General features: G+C 38.7%; 15 protein-coding genes and 2 tRNA genes. 2 read left to right on the top strand and 15 right to left on the bottom strand.

What is annotated here, in order from left to right; translation table 11 throughout:
• Window positions 1–5: 5 nt before the first annotated feature.
• The gene (locus tag B9Y81_RS00575; RefSeq protein WP_085535484.1) at window positions 6–191 is read right to left on the bottom strand and encodes a type II toxin-antitoxin system HicA family toxin; all 186 of its coding nucleotides are present in this window, start codon (window positions 189–191) and stop codon (window positions 6–8) included.
• 725 nt (window positions 192–916) lie between these two features.
• Between B9Y81_RS00575 and B9Y81_RS00580 the strand changes: the two genes are divergently transcribed.
• The gene (locus B9Y81_RS00580) at window positions 917–3,274 is read left to right on the top strand and encodes an nSTAND3 domain-containing NTPase (RefSeq protein ID WP_176221424.1); all 2,358 of its coding nucleotides are present in this window, start codon (window positions 917–919) and stop codon (window positions 3,272–3,274) included.
• 72 nt (window positions 3,275–3,346) lie between these two features.
• Here B9Y81_RS00580 and B9Y81_RS00585 read toward each other — a convergent pair.
• The 9 genes from B9Y81_RS00585 to prmC form a co-directional block, all read right to left on the bottom strand.
• Window positions 3,347–3,430 (bottom strand) — tRNA-Leu (locus B9Y81_RS00585).
• Window positions 3,431–3,451: 21 nt separating this feature from the next.
• Window positions 3,452–3,524: transfer RNA gene (locus tag B9Y81_RS00590), tRNA-Gly, on the bottom strand.
• Window positions 3,525–3,596: 72 nt separating this feature from the next.
• Complete coding sequence (locus B9Y81_RS00595) at window positions 3,597–4,061, bottom strand: hypothetical protein (protein ID WP_085535067.1); 465 nt, start codon at window positions 4,059–4,061, stop codon at window positions 3,597–3,599.
• The gene (gene argH, locus B9Y81_RS00600) at window positions 4,051–5,397 is read right to left on the bottom strand and encodes an argininosuccinate lyase (protein ID WP_085535068.1); all 1,347 of its coding nucleotides are present in this window, start codon (window positions 5,395–5,397) and stop codon (window positions 4,051–4,053) included. Before argH ends, B9Y81_RS00595 begins: the two co-directional genes overlap by 11 nt.
• A 10-nt stretch (window positions 5,398–5,407) precedes the next feature.
• Window positions 5,408–5,818 carry an SRPBCC family protein gene (locus tag B9Y81_RS00605; RefSeq protein WP_085535485.1) on the bottom strand — a complete coding sequence of 137 codons (411 nt, stop codon included), beginning with the start codon at window positions 5,816–5,818 and terminating at the stop codon, window positions 5,408–5,410.
• 25 nt (window positions 5,819–5,843) lie between these two features.
• Window positions 5,844–6,476, bottom strand: coding sequence for an orotate phosphoribosyltransferase (gene pyrE, locus B9Y81_RS00610; protein WP_085535069.1), 633 nt, complete (start codon window positions 6,474–6,476; stop codon window positions 5,844–5,846).
• Between the two features lie 83 nt (window positions 6,477–6,559).
• Entirely contained in the window at window positions 6,560–7,246 is a 687-nt protein-coding gene (locus B9Y81_RS00615) for a ComF family protein (RefSeq protein WP_085535070.1), read from the bottom strand.
• Window positions 7,227–7,718 carry a regulatory protein RecX gene (locus B9Y81_RS00620; RefSeq protein ID WP_085535071.1) on the bottom strand — a complete coding sequence of 164 codons (492 nt, stop codon included), beginning with the start codon at window positions 7,716–7,718 and terminating at the stop codon, window positions 7,227–7,229. The genes B9Y81_RS00615 and B9Y81_RS00620 overlap by 20 nt, the downstream gene beginning before the upstream one ends.
• Window positions 7,715–8,554 carry a peptide chain release factor N(5)-glutamine methyltransferase gene (gene prmC, locus B9Y81_RS00625; protein ID WP_085535072.1) on the bottom strand — a complete coding sequence of 280 codons (840 nt, stop codon included), beginning with the start codon at window positions 8,552–8,554 and terminating at the stop codon, window positions 7,715–7,717. The genes B9Y81_RS00620 and prmC overlap by 4 nt, the downstream gene beginning before the upstream one ends.
• 57 nt (window positions 8,555–8,611) lie before the next feature.
• Between prmC and ribD the strand changes: the two genes are divergently transcribed.
• The gene (gene ribD / locus B9Y81_RS00630) at window positions 8,612–9,652 is read left to right on the top strand and encodes a bifunctional diaminohydroxyphosphoribosylaminopyrimidine deaminase/5-amino-6-(5-phosphoribosylamino)uracil reductase RibD (protein WP_085535073.1); all 1,041 of its coding nucleotides are present in this window, start codon (window positions 8,612–8,614) and stop codon (window positions 9,650–9,652) included.
• Window positions 9,653–9,878: 226 nt separating this feature from the next.
• Here the strand turns inward: ribD and B9Y81_RS00635 are convergent, their stop codons facing one another.
• From B9Y81_RS00635 to B9Y81_RS00655, 5 genes are all read right to left on the bottom strand, one after another.
• The gene (locus B9Y81_RS00635) at window positions 9,879–11,741 is read right to left on the bottom strand and encodes a hypothetical protein (protein ID WP_085535074.1); all 1,863 of its coding nucleotides are present in this window, start codon (window positions 11,739–11,741) and stop codon (window positions 9,879–9,881) included.
• Window positions 11,742–11,761: 20 nt separating this feature from the next.
• Entirely contained in the window at window positions 11,762–13,696 is a 1,935-nt protein-coding gene (fimD, locus tag B9Y81_RS00640; protein ID WP_085535075.1) for a fimbrial tip adhesin FimD, read from the bottom strand.
• Window positions 13,697–13,721: 25 nt separating this feature from the next.
• Window positions 13,722–15,092: a fimbrial protein gene (locus B9Y81_RS00645; protein ID WP_085535076.1), complete on the bottom strand. Its 1,371-nt coding sequence runs from the start codon at window positions 15,090–15,092 to the stop codon at window positions 13,722–13,724.
• A 12-nt stretch (window positions 15,093–15,104) separates the two neighbouring features.
• Window positions 15,105–16,064, bottom strand: coding sequence for a FimB/Mfa2 family fimbrial subunit (locus B9Y81_RS00650; RefSeq protein WP_085535077.1), 960 nt, complete (start codon window positions 16,062–16,064; stop codon window positions 15,105–15,107).
• Window positions 16,065–16,172: 108 nt separating this feature from the next.
• A complete protein-coding gene (locus B9Y81_RS00655; RefSeq protein WP_085535078.1) occupies window positions 16,173–17,336 on the bottom strand; it encodes a fimbrial protein in 1,164 nt (387 codons plus the stop codon).
• Window positions 17,337–17,727 lie beyond the last annotated feature (391 nt).

Below are 17,727 nucleotides of genomic sequence, written 5' to 3' on the forward strand. Positions count from 1 at the left end.
CGGGGTCATTTCAACCCCGCATCTTTCATCATGCTGTTAAGAGTACCACTTTTAAGCTCTTGGCCCTGATGCCTTGACACCCTGAAAAACTTTTCAGTAACAGGACTGTACCAGACATCATGTTCTTTACCATGACTTACAAAATAGCAACCTATCTTAGCAGCCTTTTTAAGAAACTCTGATGTTTTCATAAAATCAAAGATCATTTGTACAATACAAATATATAACACTATTGTTATATGTGCAAACATATTTATAACTATTTTGTTATTTTTTTATTCAGTGATTACAGGCGTCAGCAGATAATATTTGCTATTCCACCTACCTCGAACAATCATTACTTCTTCTTTGTCGACTATAGCTAAATATTTGTCAATGTTTCTATTAAATTCTGAAGCAGTTATTAATACCATAATGTTATTCTAAAGATCCAGTATCGTCTTTAAATTGGCCTGGATAATGCTCATTGATGTAGTTGTGGGCTTCCTTCGTATAAAGCTCTTCAATGAATTCCAAGGATTCGATATTAGTCATATTGTGTTTATTTTGTGGTTTACAATCATTTGTTGTTTATTTCTATTTCACAATAGCTATTCACTAAACCACAAAAAGAAGACGTGGAACTCGCCAAGTCCGTAGTAGAGGTACTGGTATACCCTAGAGACGAAACAAGGCAAGCCCATGCCCCTATTACGAGCATGAGCATTGCACAGTTTCCTTGTCTCTCTAAAATTTCCAGTTTTCTGTTACAAGGTTTATGTGAACGCTAATGTATATCTACTTTATATGCGACGCTTCGCTAATATGTTATTGGCAAAGATATAAATAATTCTGTTTTAATTAATTTGGATAGAATAGATTCGTTTTTAACTTTTAGTATGTTTGTGTTGGTAATTACTAATAAACATACATGTATATGACAACTTACGATTTTTCAACATTAAATGATAAAGATTTTGAAGAATTATCAAGGGATCTATTAAATGCAGAGTTGAAATTGTTTTTTCAAAGTTTCACACAAGGTAGAGATGGTGGAATAGATTTACGATATGCTACTGTAAAAAACGAAAATAACATTATAGTTCAAGCAAAACATTATTTAGGTACAGGCTATAGTGGACTCAAGTCAAAACTAAAGAATGAAGAATTACCAAAAGTGGAAAATATGACACCAAAAGTGAATAGATATATTCTTATAACATCTGTAAAGTTAACTCCTCTTAATAAAAAAGAACTCAAAAGATTATTTAAGGGATATATACAGACGACCAATGATATATTAGGACAAGATGATCTAAATGGGTTGTTAGTAAAACATGGACATATTGAAAAGAAATACCATAAACTTTGGTTTTCAAATACACTTGTTTTAGAAAAAATATTTCAGAATGCAATTTCTGGTCGTTCTTCTTTTATCAAAGAAAAGATAGAAAAACACATACAGCTATATGTAGAGACTAAGGCGTTTGAAAAAGCCTTAAATATAATCAGAAATAACAAAATAGTCTTAATAACTGGAATACCAGGAATAGGCAAATCCACGTTAGCGAATATGCTAACATATCATATACTAGGGAATGATTTTGAATTAGTGTATATAGATGGTGAATTAAAGGAAGCAGAAGAACTTTTTGATAATTCAGCATCAAAACAACTATTTTATTTTGACGATTTTTTAGGTTCAAATTATATTGAAATTGTTAATTCTAAAAATACAGACAGTAAGATTGTAAATTTTATTGAAAGAATTAGTTCTTCTAAAAATAAATATTTGATATTGACTACAAGGTCTAGTATTTTGAATCAAGCTAAGAGTTATCGTGAAAAATTAAATAATACAAACTTAGACAACTTAAAATATGAAATAGAGCTAAAAGATTACTCTGATTATGACAAGGCAAAGATTCTATACAACCATCTGTATTTTTATGATTTAGAAAAAGAGTATATTTCAAAAATTTTCGAAAAGAAGAATTATTGGAAAATAATTAAGCATTCTAATTATAATCCTCGTCTGATAGATTTTTTTTCGAAGAAAAGTAATATTAAAGATGTCTCTACAGAAGATTATGTCTATTTCATAATGAAAAACCTAAATAATCCGAACAAGATTTGGGAGCATGCTATTCAAAACCAACTAGATGATCCGGATAAATATCTGTTATTTACTTTACTGACTTTTAGGGGGTCAGTAAAAAAAGAACATTTAGAGATTGCTTTTAAAGAACGTATTAGTTATGAAGTAAATAATAATGGTTACCATAGAAGACAAGGTGCTTTTGAAAAATCTTTCAAACATTTATTAGATGGATTCATAAATCATCTTATTTCTAGAGATACAAACGATTCAAGGATTTCATTTGTTAATCCATCAATAGGAGACTATCTAATATCTTTTTTTAATTTGAATAATATCGAAAAATGGGATTTAATAAATTCATTGTTCTATATTGAACAATTTTCGTTTGTGTTTGAATATGATTTGCAAAAAGAAGGACGCAACAAAATAAACATAAAAAAAGAAGAGTTGGAAAGATTTATAAAGAAAATTGATGAATGCCAATGTTCGTTATATAGTTTTATTTCGCAATCTCCAAGTAATATGTCTATTTTGATAATAAGTGTTTTATGTCATTTCCGTAATAAGGAATCATATATACTAATTGATGAAAAAATTGAAAGCAGATTAGATAGTATAATTTGGGCTGATGTAACAGAGTTATACTCTTTAGTTCATGACATACTTCCTCTATTTCTTTCTGTAGAAGAGAAAAGTAGATTGTATGACATTATTAAGAAAAAATGGATTGATGAAATATTACCTACTTTACTTAAAAGCTTGAATGATATAGAACAAATTGAACAAGTCAAAGAATTGTGTGTCAGGTTAGGATATAATTTATCTGAATTATATGCTGATGATTTTCATTCACAAATAGATTTATCTATAAAAAATATATATTTAGAGCAAGTTAAAGATATTAAAGAGAATGAGTTACTCAATGTATATTCAGAAGAAGAATTTCAAGGAATAGAAAATGATGTTTGGGAGAGTTATACTACACTTTACCGAGAGATTCTAGGGGTTCATCGAGAACTTCCAGAGAATATGACAGAAAGCTTATTTGCTGATGTTGATATTGAAGCTATAATACAACAAAATCAAGAAGAAGAAGCACGAGCCGAAGCTTATATGGATGATTATAGATTTGATGATTCCCCAAGTGAAAGTTATATGATAGATAATTTGTTTTCATCAATGGATAAAGAATGACTTTTTTATCCCTCGAATTACCCCTCTATAAAAACAAAAAGCTTATAATCAATCGATTATAAGCTTTCTATGTACTCGGAGCGGGACTTGAACCCGCACAGCTGCTATAGCCAAAGGATTTTAAGTCCTTCGTGTCTACCATTCCACCATCCGAGCATCCTTTTCTCTTAAAAGATGAGCGAAAGACGGGATTCGAACCCGCGACCCTAACCTTGGCAAGGTTATGCTCTACCAACTGAGCTACTTTCGCGTTTTTTTCTTTGGTTTTGCGAGTGCAAAGGTAGGGTATTTTTTGATTCTTCCAAACCTTTTGCGTGCAAATTTAATTAGATATGTAAATTTTATTTCCTGTAAGTGTTGTTATGTTATAAAATTGACGTAGCCTTTTGCGTCCCCGGTCTTCTGTGCTTGGTCCTGAGACAGGTGCTCCACCTGCTTCAAGGCTAAATTGACTGCTACATTTTGAGCAGGATGCCGACAATCCGGACGAATCAACGTGCACTATTACGTCAGGGTTTATTTCGTATGGACATGCTGCGTCAAATGCAAGAAAACCGGAAGCACTATGATAAACCAAAACCCCACCAAAACCAACACGTTCATTTAATATGTTGATGTCTTTTAGTGTATAGATTTTATGGGATAGAATGCTATTTAGTTCCTTGTCCTTGAAGGTTAAATCTAATGTTAAGCTAACCCTTGTTGATGGTATATCCGAATATTCTGTTTTGCCGCAGGCTAATAGGAATAAGGCAAAGATTAGAAACGTCAGACGATTAGTTTTCATTTGTCAATAATTTTTTCTCTGCGAAGTCTATTCTTTCAAACGAAAAGCCATCGATAATATTTTGCATCAAGGCGGAAATTGCATCGTTGCATAGGTTGCCTATACTTCCCTCGTGCGTGTGATGAATCTTCTTGTCGGGAGAAAATTTGCCTGCTTCTATTTCTAAACCTACCTGTTTATAGGCATCGCGGAAAGGAGTGCCTTCTATTACGCGACGGTTTACTTCTTCAACGCTGAAGAGCAGCGCGTATTTGTCGTCTTCCAAAATACTTTGGTTGACTTTTACTTCACGCATCATGTGAGCAACCATGCGAAGGCAGTCTTTCAATTCATCGAATGCCGGCACAAATAGCTCTTTAATTAGTTGCAAGTCTCTGAAATAACCGGATGGCAGGTTATTGCAGATTAAGGTGATCTGTTGAGGTAATCCTTGAATCTTGTTGCATTTTGCCCGGGTTAGTTCGAATACATCCGGATTCTTTTTATGAGGCATGATGCTCGATCCGGTGGTGAACTGATCCGGCAGCTTGATGAAACCGAAGTTTTGACTATTGAACATGCAAGCATCAAAAGCCAGTTTGGATAAGGTAGCCGCGATTCCTGCCATGGCAAAGGCAACCGTTCGTTCCATTTTTCCGCGCCCCATTTGCGCGTAAACCACATTGTAGTTCATGGAATCAAAACCCAACAGGTTGGTGGTCATCTTTCGGTTTAAAGGGAAAGATGAACCGTATCCGGCAGCAGAGCCGAGTGGATTTCGGTTGCATACTTTATAGGCGGCCTGCAATAATTGCAGATCGTCGGCCAGACTTTCGGCGTAAGCGCCGAACCATAGTCCGAAGGATGAAGGCATAGCAACCTGTAAGTGCGTATAGCCCGGTAGTAAAACTTCTTTATAGCTTTCGCTTTGTTGGAGTAAAACATCAAACAGGTCTTTTGTTAGTTCTGTAAGTGTACGAATCTCCGCGCGGGTGAATAGTTTCAAGTCTACCAACACCTGATCATTGCGTGAACGTCCGCTATGGATTTTCTTACCTACGTCGCCCAGTTTACGGGTTAAAAGGAGTTCCACTTGCGAATGCACATCTTCAACACCTTCTTCTATTACAAATTCCCCTTTTTCGGCAATGTGATAGATGCTTCTAAGCTCATGGAGCAGCAAGTCGAGCTCTGCATTGGTTAGCAAACCAATACTTTCAAGCATTGTGATATGCGCCATTGAGCCAAGCACATCGTATTTGGCCAAATAAATATCCATTTCACGGTCTTTACCGACGGTGAATGCTTCCACTTCTTTATCTACCTGTATGTTTTTTTCCCAAAGCTTCTGAGCCATAATCAATCTTTTAATAAGGAAGACCTGCCAGAACAGTAGAGATTTTATCTATCGCATCTTGCAATGGTTTCGACACCATTGGTTTAATAAACGCGTTCAATTCTGCCCGGGCGGTCAGTTTCATTTTAGTGTCGTTATCGCCGGCCTGTACCAATTGGATCCATAAAAACAGAGGAACCGGAGAATTGGTTGTAGCAAACTTGATCAGCTTGTTTGGCTCGCGCTCAACGATCTGGAATGTTATTTTACCAACAGGAGCAACCGTAAAGCTGCAACTGTCACTATCGAACTCAAAATCAGAGACCTTATCTTGTGGGATGCGATCCTTTATCTGTTCTAAATTAGACAGATCGGATAGCATCGCAAAGATACGATCGTCATTGTGAGGTATAGTTTTTACCTCACTAACAAAATCAGTCATAGCCATTTCGTTTAGTTATACCTGATTAGGGTTGCCAGTTTGCCGGATCTTTACGCCACTCCTGCAATGTCGCGATTTCAGACTCATCGATATAGTCTGTACGAACAGCTTCTTCAATCACAGCGTCATAGTTGCTCAAGGTGGTAAGCGTTACTTTCGCGTCTCTGAATTGTTGTGTTGCTACAGGGAACCCATGCGTAAAGATGGCTACCATACCAACAACATCACAACCAAAATTGCGAACTGCCTCTACCGCTTTAAGACTACTACCTCCGGTAGAAACTAAATCCTCAATTATCACGACTTTCGAACCCGGTCTCAATTCTCCTTCAATCAGGTTTTCCAATCCGTGATCTTTTGGCGTTGCGCGAATATAAACAAAAGGCAATCCCAGCAAATCTGCTACCAATGCGCCCTGAGCGATAGCTCCCGTTGCTACACCGGCAATAGCATCTGCGTTTTCATACTTTTCACTAATAACACGCGCAAGTTCTAATTTGATAAATGTACGAACCGCCGGATAAGAAAGGGTCTTTCTGTTATCACAGTAAATTGGAGACTTCCATCCCGAAGCCCAAGTAAACGGATTAGCCGGTTGCAATTTTACGGCTTTGATTTTTAACAATTTCTCTGCAACTAATCTTTCCAGTGTTTTCATACCATGAATAAAATTTATATACAGACGCAAAAATAGCTAAACTAGGCGATATAACCTTAAGACAATGAGGTAAAATTTTTATGTCATTGAGCAACTGCCAGACAAAAGATGCTGATTTTTATTTTCTCACAGCGCGATAATTCCTTAACACAAGCATTAAGTGTTGCGCCTGAGGTCATTACATCGTCAATAAGGAGCACGTGCTTACCTTCCAGGTTCTCGCCGGAGGTTAATTGAAAAGCAGTTTCGATACCGGTTATTCTATCGTATACGCTCTTCTTGGTTTGAGTTTCGGTTTTCTTAAGGCGTACGAGCGAAGTGGTGTCGATTGATTTCCGGCAAACCGAATTAAACCCTTTAGCAATCCATTCAGACTGATTATATCCTCTTTTTTTTAACCGTTTTTTATGGAGAGGAACAGGGATTATTACATCCGGTTGTTCAAAATCAACCTGCCGGATAAGCTGCAACGCTGCCATCCGGCCTAATAAGAAACCTAATTTCTTATTGTTATGGTATTTTAGTGAGAAGATCAGTTTTTGCGTGATACCTCCTTTTTCATAATGAAGGAATGCGTAAGCCGCGCTGATCTCATTTCTTCCGGCGAATAACAGCTCCGCCGGATTTTGATTAACGTTAAATCGAGTATAGGATAGTTGATTGAGGCAGGCAATACAGAGTTGTTCTTCGCCGATTATTAACGGAGACTTACAATTAACACAGGTGTTGGGAAAAAATAAGTAAAGCAACTCAGTCAAAATCCGCTTCATCCGTATCCGTATTGAGAATTTCTTTCAAACAAGCTGAAATAAACGGACTTTCAAACCCTCTTCCGGCAGCAAAACGATATAATTTCACAAAGACTTCTTGTGCTGTTTTGCCTTTCGTGCTTTTTTTCTTTTGAATTAAGATTTCTTTGAGCATGGTTTTGTAGGCTGTCTCATCTATCTCATTCAATATGTTTTCAATTAAAGAAGACGGGACTTCCTTTCCGCGAAGTTCATATTTAATTTTGACGCGCCCCCATTTGCTGAACCGCAGCTTATCTTTGACAAAAGCCCGTGTGTATCGTTCTTCGTCAATGAACTTCTCCGAACAAAGGCGGTGGATAATTCGTTCGCATGCTTCATCTGTCAGGTCGGTTGCTTTTATTTTCTGCCGGATATCCCGAATGCAGTATTCTTTTACGGAACAAAGAGCAGCCATTCTTTGCAAAATAGTTGTTTCGGTTGTATTGCTCATCGCGTAGCTTTGATTATTCTGTCTCTTTGAGAAAGGTCTTTACTAAGTATACAGTCTCGGTATCCCAATTCGGAGATTAGCACTTTCGTTTCCTGTCCTAAAGCAGCATTAATTTCAAAATATAGTCGACCGCCCTCTTTTAAATACCGGATACCGAACAAGGCAATTATCCGATAGAAAAGCAAGGGATCTTCATCGGGAACAAACAGGGCATTATGGGGTTCGTAATCCAATACATTCTGCTTCATGGCCTCCATCTCCCGATTCATCACATAGGGCGGATTACTTACAATAACATCTTGTTTCTCAAGTTGTAAATCATCGCTACTCAGTATATCCCGGTGTATGAAACGAACGTCGGCCTGATTTGCATCAGCATTGCTTTTTGCTACTTCAAGTGCTTTTTCTGAAATATCCAAAGCGGAAACTACCGGTTGTTTGAGTTGTTTCGCCAACGAAATGGCGATACATCCGCTTCCGGTACCTATATCTAACAGGCGTAGGTTTTCCGCATGTTCCTCGTGAACAATTAAATCAACAAGTTCTTCTGTTTCGGGGCGAGGTATCAACACCGCGGGGGTAACCTTAAAAGAATAACCATAAAAAGAAGTGGAGCCTAATATATATTGAATAGGTTCATGCGCAAGTAATCTGTTCACGATCTGCCTGATTTGCTCTCGTGTTACTTCTGATAATTCCTTATCTTTGTGAAGGAGAATCTGATGAGGTTCAAAATTACATACATCCTTCAGGATAAGATGTGTTAAACTTCTGACTTCCTCCGGCTGAAAGTGATTTCCTAATGCTTGTTTTATATAAGCAATGGTGTTGTTCATTTCGCATTTAATGTTTATCGGCAGACAAAAGTAATTAAAAACCAAACACGAATTGAGATGACAGTTGACGAAAAATATATGAGACGTGCCATGGAACTGGCGTTAAACGGACGTGGCGCGGTAAAATCCAATCCGATGGTAGGAGCTGTAATTGTGCATAACGACCGGATTATAGGTGAAGGGTTTCATTGCGAATACGGAAAAGCGCATGCGGAGGTAAACGCCGTTAATTCGGTGAAAGATGAAACTTTACTGCCGGATTCGACCATGTATGTAACGCTGGAACCTTGCTCGCATTACGGCAAAACACCTCCTTGCGCCGAATTAATTATACGAAAACAGATTCCCCGGGTTGTGATCGGCTCTCTTGACCCCTACCCTGAAGTGGCCGGAAGAGGAGTTGACATGTTGAGAAACGCCGGAGTTGAGGTCGTTACCGGTGTTTTGGAAGGCGAATTGTATGAACTGAATCGTCCTTTTATTACAGCTCACATGCGCCAACGCCCTTATGTTATACTGAAATGGGCGCAAAGCGCTGATGGTTTTATTGATAAAATTCGAACAGACGCTTCTACCCCGGCTGTTGTGCTGTCGCCACCAGACTCTATGCGGTTAGTGCATAAATTGCGCGCGGAAGTAAGCGCTATAATGATTGGTACGCGTACAGCTATATTAGACAATCCGTCTCTGACCGTTCGCCATTGGGTGGGCGAGTCGCCCGTTCGGGTAGTATTAGACAGGGCTTTAACTATCCCATCAAATTATAATATACTGGACGGATCTGTTCCTACGCTCGTTTTTACGGCAAAAAAAGCCGAAAAACGTCAGCATGTAGAATACATCACGATTGATTTTGAAAAAGAGGTACTGCTGCAAGTGCTGCACCACTTGTACAAACGAAAATTGATCTCCCTATTGGTTGAAGGAGGAAGCATGCTTCATAACCAATTTCTCAAAGAAGGTTTATGGGATGAAATACGTATGGAAAAGACAGCCGGACTATTACACGAAGGCGTACACGCTCCGGATCTAACCAAAATTTCTTCCTCAGACCGGGGTGAGCAGCGAGGACGCTATATACATTATTATAATCGCTGACAAAGGATTAAAAAAAGAATATATAGTACAAACAGATTTTCATAAAGTATATTTTCTTTTTTCCATAGCTGTAGTAAAGTTTTTCCACAACTGTGGTAAAGTTTTTCTATAGCTGTAGAAAGCTTTTTCCATATATATAGAAAAAGAAAAATATACTTTATTTGGGAATAAACATCCTATATACAGCTAAAACAAACGTATCCTTTTTACTTTTATATCCCTATTGTTAATTATTTACCTGGTTTAATCTCAAATTTCTAGTTGCGGTCAGATCATTTAATGAGATTGTTTGACGATAGGTTCGACCATCTGTTTGATAGGTAAATGTTATGTTTGGGTTACTTTGCGTTGATGGCATGGTAAAAACATAATTCCCGTTTGAAGACACTTGAATTGTCGCGTTGTTGATACCTGAAATTATTACATTCGCATTGCTTGGCACATTAGTCCACTGGTTATTATTATTATTTCTACGATTATACTGTATAGGTCCACTTATCGTTATTGATGCATTTGAATGATAAGCCACCTGTCCATCCGTGAAATAATCTGCTTGTAGCGTGATCGTTTCCGAGTTACCTGATTTGTTTGTTTTAAAATGTATTGTTTGCTGTCCTTTTGATACCGCGCGATAGATATAATGAATTTCTCCGGCTGCTACTTGTGCTTCCATTCCAGTTGTTGCCGCATATAAACCTTGCGTAAATATTTTTACAGGAAGAGGAAGTAAATCTTCCGGAAAATCGGCAGGTATATTGAATCTTAGTATCGCGTCTTTACCCTGTCCTTCTGCGATTTGAGCCGGGCTTTGATTGTTTATGCTTACCGGTATAAAGCGGAAGGGTTCTCTTAAAAAAACACGGATGGTACGAGCTAATTCTCCTTTTGAAACAACAAGAGTTGATTGTTGAGGCACAGCCGGCAAAACATTCACTGCATTGACTGCAATAGTTCCGGAGCTTATATTAAGGGAGGGTGTGAGTGCGTTTCCACCCGGCTGTAACACGACCGAAACCGCTGTATTGTCTACTGTTGGAGAGCCAATGCTTGGAAAGAATTTGTACCAAACACTCATTGCCTGATTGGGCTGAGTTAAAACAACGATTGTTTTTTCGACTTCCAGTTTTCCAATACCATCTGAGATGATCGGATATTTTTCAATGATCGGATCCAGCGCGCTGTTATTGAGAGAGGCACCGTTCAGCGCATCTTCAAAGCTTGCATATCCGGCTCTGTTGACTGTTTGAATTTTTACGGCATAATGATAATTTCGTTCGATGTTATATCTATTCTTGTTGGCGTCAATTAAGTCGATCTTGTAATAATAGTCGTGCCCTACGTAATTACCCTTTATAATAACTGTTGTGATTTCTGAAGCGGAAGCGTTTTTTCTTTCAAATAAATACTTCTCCGTGTTGTTAATATCATTCACATTGGCATTATGTAAAATCAAATCGGCAGGTTCGGTAATTACTCCGGCTAAAAACGAAGAGCTTATGCTGTAAGGAGCCACCGTTCCTGCCGATGGCGCTTTATGGATTGTAAACCCAGAATAAGTAAATCCCGGAGCAATACTGCTTACGCTTATTTTAGCCTGATTCCGTAATAACTCGACCGACTGATTGGCAAAACCGGTTGCGGATATACCGGAATCAAGCACAACACGTGACCAGAAAACCGGATTTGACGGATCGCTACTCTTTATTGGCGTGATCACACCCACTTCATTTGTACCGGGAATATCGGTGAAGTCCGCCTGATCATAATTCGATATGAAATGAATCGTGCGTTTCTTCGTACTTGCCGGTAGTTCAGCGGTGAATGCACCACCGGTTTCAGTCTGTGCGGATAGTGTTGCTTCTTTGCGTACAATAAAATTCCCATTCTCGTCAAAAACAAGCAAATACATACTGTTTACGCCTCCGCTTGCCCGGGTTCCCAATGTTTTAAACTCCGGAATTGTTGCTATAAAACTCAGTGTAACGTATTCTTTTTCAGTAAGGTTTTCGCCATTAAGGCTTTCTTCTTGCGTACACCCCGGCAAACAGATCAGGAGTAGTACGAACAAGCTATATGCGATCTTTTTCATAGCGTTGTGTTTTTTAATCTTTAGTCTTTAATATCACGGATGCAACGAACATGTGCAGAAGTACTACTGGCTGAAGTGCTGATTGGAGCCTTCATACGATAAGCGTTGTTCGCTTTGTACGCGTCCCAATAATAATTGCCTCTCATTACCACTCCTTGCGGATTGTTTGAGTCGTGTTGCAAATCATCAATGTATCTGATTTCAGCTTCTGTGGGTAAACGCCAATCCGAATAGCGTACCGTTAGTCCGTTTTTAGTCGTTTCCTCCCAATAATCCTGACAGTTTGTGGCCCCATTGTTGTAACTCATCGATGATGTTGCTCCCATTTGCGATGCCATCATAAATTTGGGCGAAACCATATTGGCAACTTCTGCCGAATTTATCGTATTGCCTTTTGAATCTACCGGAGGAAATCCCCATATAATACTACCGCTCGGAGCCAACGTGGTTATTGAATACATGTATGGGTTTGTGTGTTCCGCATCGAGCTGATTTCTTAAATTGGATCTGTTTCCTTTTTCCGTTGTAAAATAAGTTGGCGGGAGTTGTCTTACAACTACTGTTTCAGTCAGATGTCCGTTCGTTAATTTGAATTCTATATCTTTTGGAATTTGGTTTACCGGAATTGCGCTGGTTATTACTATTGTTCCGGAAGCTACCCCGCTTTGTAGACTAACTGAAGGGTATTGAGAGCCGGTAGTAATGGCTACCGGAAACACCGTGCCGCTGTTGGCATCCACATAAGTATAGCTTGCTTTTAGACTGCCGCTTACCAATTTAACATCAGCAATTGAGGAATTAAAGGTTAAAGTGTAAGTAGAGATATTCGGCATAACAATGTTTGATTCGGATACGACCAGGTAGTGGGCTCCTTTGATGTCGATTAAAACATTCATTGTGTTCCAATCAATAATGGTGCAGTTGCCGGTTGCAATTACCGGACGTTCGTCTAATCCGCCCAGTATCCGGATATCTACTGCAATATCATAAAGATGATTGCGAAATAAATTCGTCCTATATTTACTGTCTTCACCCGTCAACTCACCCGGCGTAATGGGAACCAAATATTTATACGTATCAGTCACATTGGATGTATTCCCTTTCAGAGGAATGTATAGTTCTAAATAAGTTTCCTTATCCGGATCACTGCTCCAATTATTGGCATAAGCGTAAAAAGGAGCCGCTGTGGAAAGTCCGTTTAAACCGTAGGGAAGAGTAGACGCTATGTTTCTGTCGCTTGAGGTTTTCCAGTCGGCATGCTTACTAATGGCAGCTGCTGTACCCTCTTCGAGTAAAACCGACTTATCGGTAAAGTGAACAAGCCGCGCGGTTGCTGTTCCATACTGTGTGTAGCCCGGAACAGCCACATTGATCAGCCGCATACGAATCTTTGCCGCTGCTCTTTTTAAACTGACGGTACCCAGAAAAGGATTGTTCACATTGATAACTTTGTTGGGCATCGTACCATCCATCAGGAAATCCGTTTGTGCTTCATATCCTCCTTTAGTCTGAAATTCGGAAGTTTGGAAAACGAGGTTTTTTAAATCGTTCAGATTCACCGCTCCTTCGCTTATCGAACTTAGATCTGCTTTGTTGTTTGCTATAATATAGATGTCGTACGTACCCGGAAACAAGTTATTTTTTGCTGAAGTGATCGGAACAGTTGCTTTCAGATCCGAATCATTGTAACTAATTCCGGAATTTACGGTTGAAGCATGCCATTTAAGCGTATTTTCTTGATAGAAGAAAATATCAAGTGAATTGATCTTATCTTCATTAAGACTTCCTTCGTAATTACCCACTTCTTCACCTGGTGCTTTGGTTTTCAACGTACCAAAAGACAAATTCATTACAAGGTTATTGTTACCTATATCAGGTTCGTCCGTTGCGCAACTTGTGTTTAAAATTAACGCTATAGAGAATAAGACGAATAGGTTGTTGACTATGTTTCTCATATCAGATTCTGTCCTTTTATATCGATTAATTACTTATCGGCTGTATAATTTTGACCCGGTTACCTTCTCCTATTAATGAGCTTCCCGATATCAGTGGTAGTTCAGAGAAATTACCATCCAATAATGCACTGATATAAAACGCTGTTTCCCGATTTGCAGCATCGGAAGGCGTTTTTTTTGCTTGTATGGTTATGGTAACTTGTTGGTTGGCTATTCCGCTACGTATTGATGTGATCTCAAAGTCTACTTCATTCGTGAGGTTTGCCGTCCAGGAAGCACCAATCGGATTTGTCAAATTGAAGGTAAAGGAAATCTGATTAGACGCGTCCATTGTAAAGGTGTGATTCGCAGATGTAGGTTGCGGTGTAATACTCAATATCCAATCATACAAAATAGAAGAAGATACTTTTTTCCAGGGGAGAACGTTCGTTTCTAAGTTCAGACCGTCAAACTCTCCCATCCCGGTGATAGTTCCTGTAAGTACATACGCATAATTACGCTTAATAGCGTAAAGATGATCATTTGGCGATGAGACCGAAGAACCCGGATTTCCTGCATTTACAAATGAAGAAATATTTTCATTAACATAAACACGGTATTTTGTATCAACACCATTGTAGGAAGCTTCTACTTCTACTTGGGTAGCATTGGTTATGATTCCGCCCGTTAAATTTTCATACACATAAATAACTTCACTTCCGGGGAATGAGGTTGCGTCCGCGTTCAATATCATATTGTCGGTTGCAGAGATATAAGACCAATAATTTTGATTGGCATCAGGAATGCTGATTGCACCATCTATCAGTCCTGATTTTTCGGTATTATTAAACAATGATACTTTCTTAATTATTACATTATCCGTAGTTTCTTTTCTGAACAACAATTGAATTTTGGCGGCAATTCGTTTTAAAGTAATCTCACTTATATTTGGTTGCCCCTCCATCACTGTAACCGAAGGCATATTGCCAATCATCATTAACGGTAAACTAAGCGGAGAATTTATGGTTTCTGCCAGCAATCCTTTCAGTTGGCTCACAGAGCTTATTACTGCTAAAGCAGAAGTGAGTCCGGCTGTTTCGTTAGCAATAACATAGACCTCTTTTGTTCCGGTTTTCACTTCAATCTGAAAAGGGTTGCTGAAGTTTGTATTGCCTGAAATGAATACCTCGTTCTTTTCAATGTCTCCGTTTAAAAACACAAGCACCCTTATTTTCTCGATTAAATCCTCGTTGGCAAATAAGCTTTCTGCCCTTAGCTGCGTGTTGTTCAATGAAACTAAAATAAAACCATTGCCCTTTTCTGTCGGAAAATCTTCATTCGTACATGATGGCGTGGCTATGAATAACAACATTGATAGTGCCAGTATTACATGGTGCGTTAAATATCTTTTTTTCATATCGCCGCTTATTTATAATTCAACATGTTGGAATACCTGATTCCAAGGAGTGACCACTGTTTTTATTGATACGTTTGAAGGAACTTTCTGATCTTCACGGGGCGCTTCAAAGTGAATTATTATATTTAATAGCCTACCCACTTCCGGCACAAAAAGATGTCCGTTTGAATCTTTTGTATCTGCAAAAATGACTTCCCCATTAAAACGAATATAAAGCGTATACGTCTTGCCGTCGGATGTTGGAAAGGTATGAAAAATGGGAGTAGATAGATTTCCCAGATTATCCATATTCGCTGCAGGAGAGTACCCGGTTATGTTATCGGTAAGGATTCCTGCTTCATTGTAAGTATCGAGAGATACTCCTAATTCGAAAGCATATTCTCCTTCCAAGTTTCTATTCCATAATTTTAACCCGAAAGCAGCAGTACTAACCTGAGCCGTCTTTCTTGAAAGTACTATAGTCTGATCACCGGACGGTTCAACCCCTCTATATTCAACCGGTACGCTCAGGTTACCATAGAATAAATCGTCGGGCGAATGAGAAATTTTGCCTGATGTCATCGTTTTTGCTTCGGCGTTTTTAAGGCTTACATATAGATCGTTTATTTTTTTCACGGAATTAATAGTCGGAAATTCTACGTTCGGTCCTATATTTCCCCATGCAACAAACTGCAATGCCTGATGTCCGGGATAATCCAACTTAACGTCGACTGGTTTATTACTTTTGATATGATTGGTATCAAGTTCAATAGCCTTTACAATCTCTTGTTTCTCGTTGAACACAAACAGAATCACTTGCTGCACCTCTCCCGAACTGGTAATATCGTTCATGTCGGCATCTATAGCTTTAATAAACAGTCTGAAGGGACGTGGACAATCCCCATAGCTATCCTTAATGCAACTGACAGACAGCAATCCGGTGATCAGCACTGCCACTATCATAATCAAGCGTATTATGTTTGTGTTGTTCATCTCTTTTATTCTTTAATAATACGTGTAGTTTGTGAAGCCTCAGGTAGAAATGTTGCTACCTGAGGATAGATTGTTCTTCCTGATTGTTAAACGCAACAATTGCCGCATTTACCAAATCACTTGCTGATTAACCACTTCCCAAGGTTTAACTACTACCTTCACATCCAGAAACGCCGTTTCTGCCGGGTCTATTGAGGGGTTGCCAATACCTGTAACAGATAATGATATGTTGTATTGCGTGTTACGGATAATCTTGCTGTCGGCCGTGTGATCCGGATTATAGCTGTAGCCGTTTTTTATCGCATTTACCCAGACAGGATAGTATGTATATCCGCTTGCATCTGTGTATAAACCGGGAGCCACAACAGCAACACCGCTTAATGTCGGTTTAGCTCTCAATACAATTAACATTTGTTCCTGCTCTGTTTTTGCTGTGTTTTCGTTTACATAGAAGTAAGGCGCAGCAGTGTTTACGATTGGGAAATTTACCGCCCCTTCAAAAAGAGTCTGTTCCAAGGTTCCTGACATATAGCTTCCTGAAGTAGAAAGCCAGTCCTGTCCAAAAAGATAAGCTGAGTTTTGCGCCAATTCAGCCCCGAAAAGCTTCGTTATTTCAGGAACATTAAATAGGGCTACCTGAGCATCTGTTAAACCATCAAACAGTTGTGCTTCTCCTGCTCCGGGTGTTGCAAGATTGAGTGTAGCTCCAACGATAGCTACTCGCGCATTGATGCGGATAAGCGCTAAAGGGTCGGTTGAAATGTAATTTTTTTCGGACGTTGTTGTTCCCGGGTAGCCATAGAAATTTTCACCTTTTACAAGCGCGACATCCAAAGGATCGGCAGTCATAACCAAGCCTTTTGATATATCCTGAGAAAGTTTTTTTGTCAAAGCAGTAAGCGCAGTCAAAGTAGCTTGTGTGCCCAGATTGGCATTTGCAACAACCACAAGCTTGCGTGCTCCGGAAGTAACTTCGATATCTTTGATCTCTAACGAGCCGGTTACAGAAGCATATTTTTCTAAAGCGTTTCCATTAAAAATCCATACTTCCAGTTGTTTGATCTCACTTTCCGCAACCAAACCCGGCGAAAGGACACCATCCCCTTTTAAGTCACCTGTTGCGCGAGTTTGCGAACCTGTACTGGCGGGATACACTTTTATTGAGATTGACGCGTCGGTACTTCCGTTGGCCGAATGAGGTACATCTTCGTCGCTACAAGCTACAAAACCTAATGTTATAGCACTTAAAAAAAGAAATTTACGTAGTTTCATAATGCGAAAATTTAATAATGAGTAATTGAATTATCTATTTGATGATTTATTCTATTGAATAAGCGATACGCCCGCTTTAGTTATACTGATTGATTGTGCGCAAGTTGTATTATAGTGGGAAAAAGTGTTTAATAAAGTTTTCTTAAAGCTCACTTATCTGCTTGCAAAATTACGCCTGTAGAGCCGTCAAAGCCATTATTAAGCGTAAAATAATTCGTTAATAAGTAAAATATATACTCTCAAAAAGTAAAAAATACCAGGCAACTATGAAATTGCTTTTTCATGCTGTCCGGTTTGGGTTTATTAACATGTGGATACGCCGGTTTAATCAATTTATGCTTAAGTTTATCGGTGTAGAAATATGTGAATAACTTTCGATGAAAATTCATTT

It is taken from the genome of Massilibacteroides vaginae (assembly GCF_900178525.1).
GTDB classification, from domain to species: Bacteria; Bacteroidota; Bacteroidia; order Bacteroidales; family Tannerellaceae; genus Massilibacteroides; species Massilibacteroides vaginae.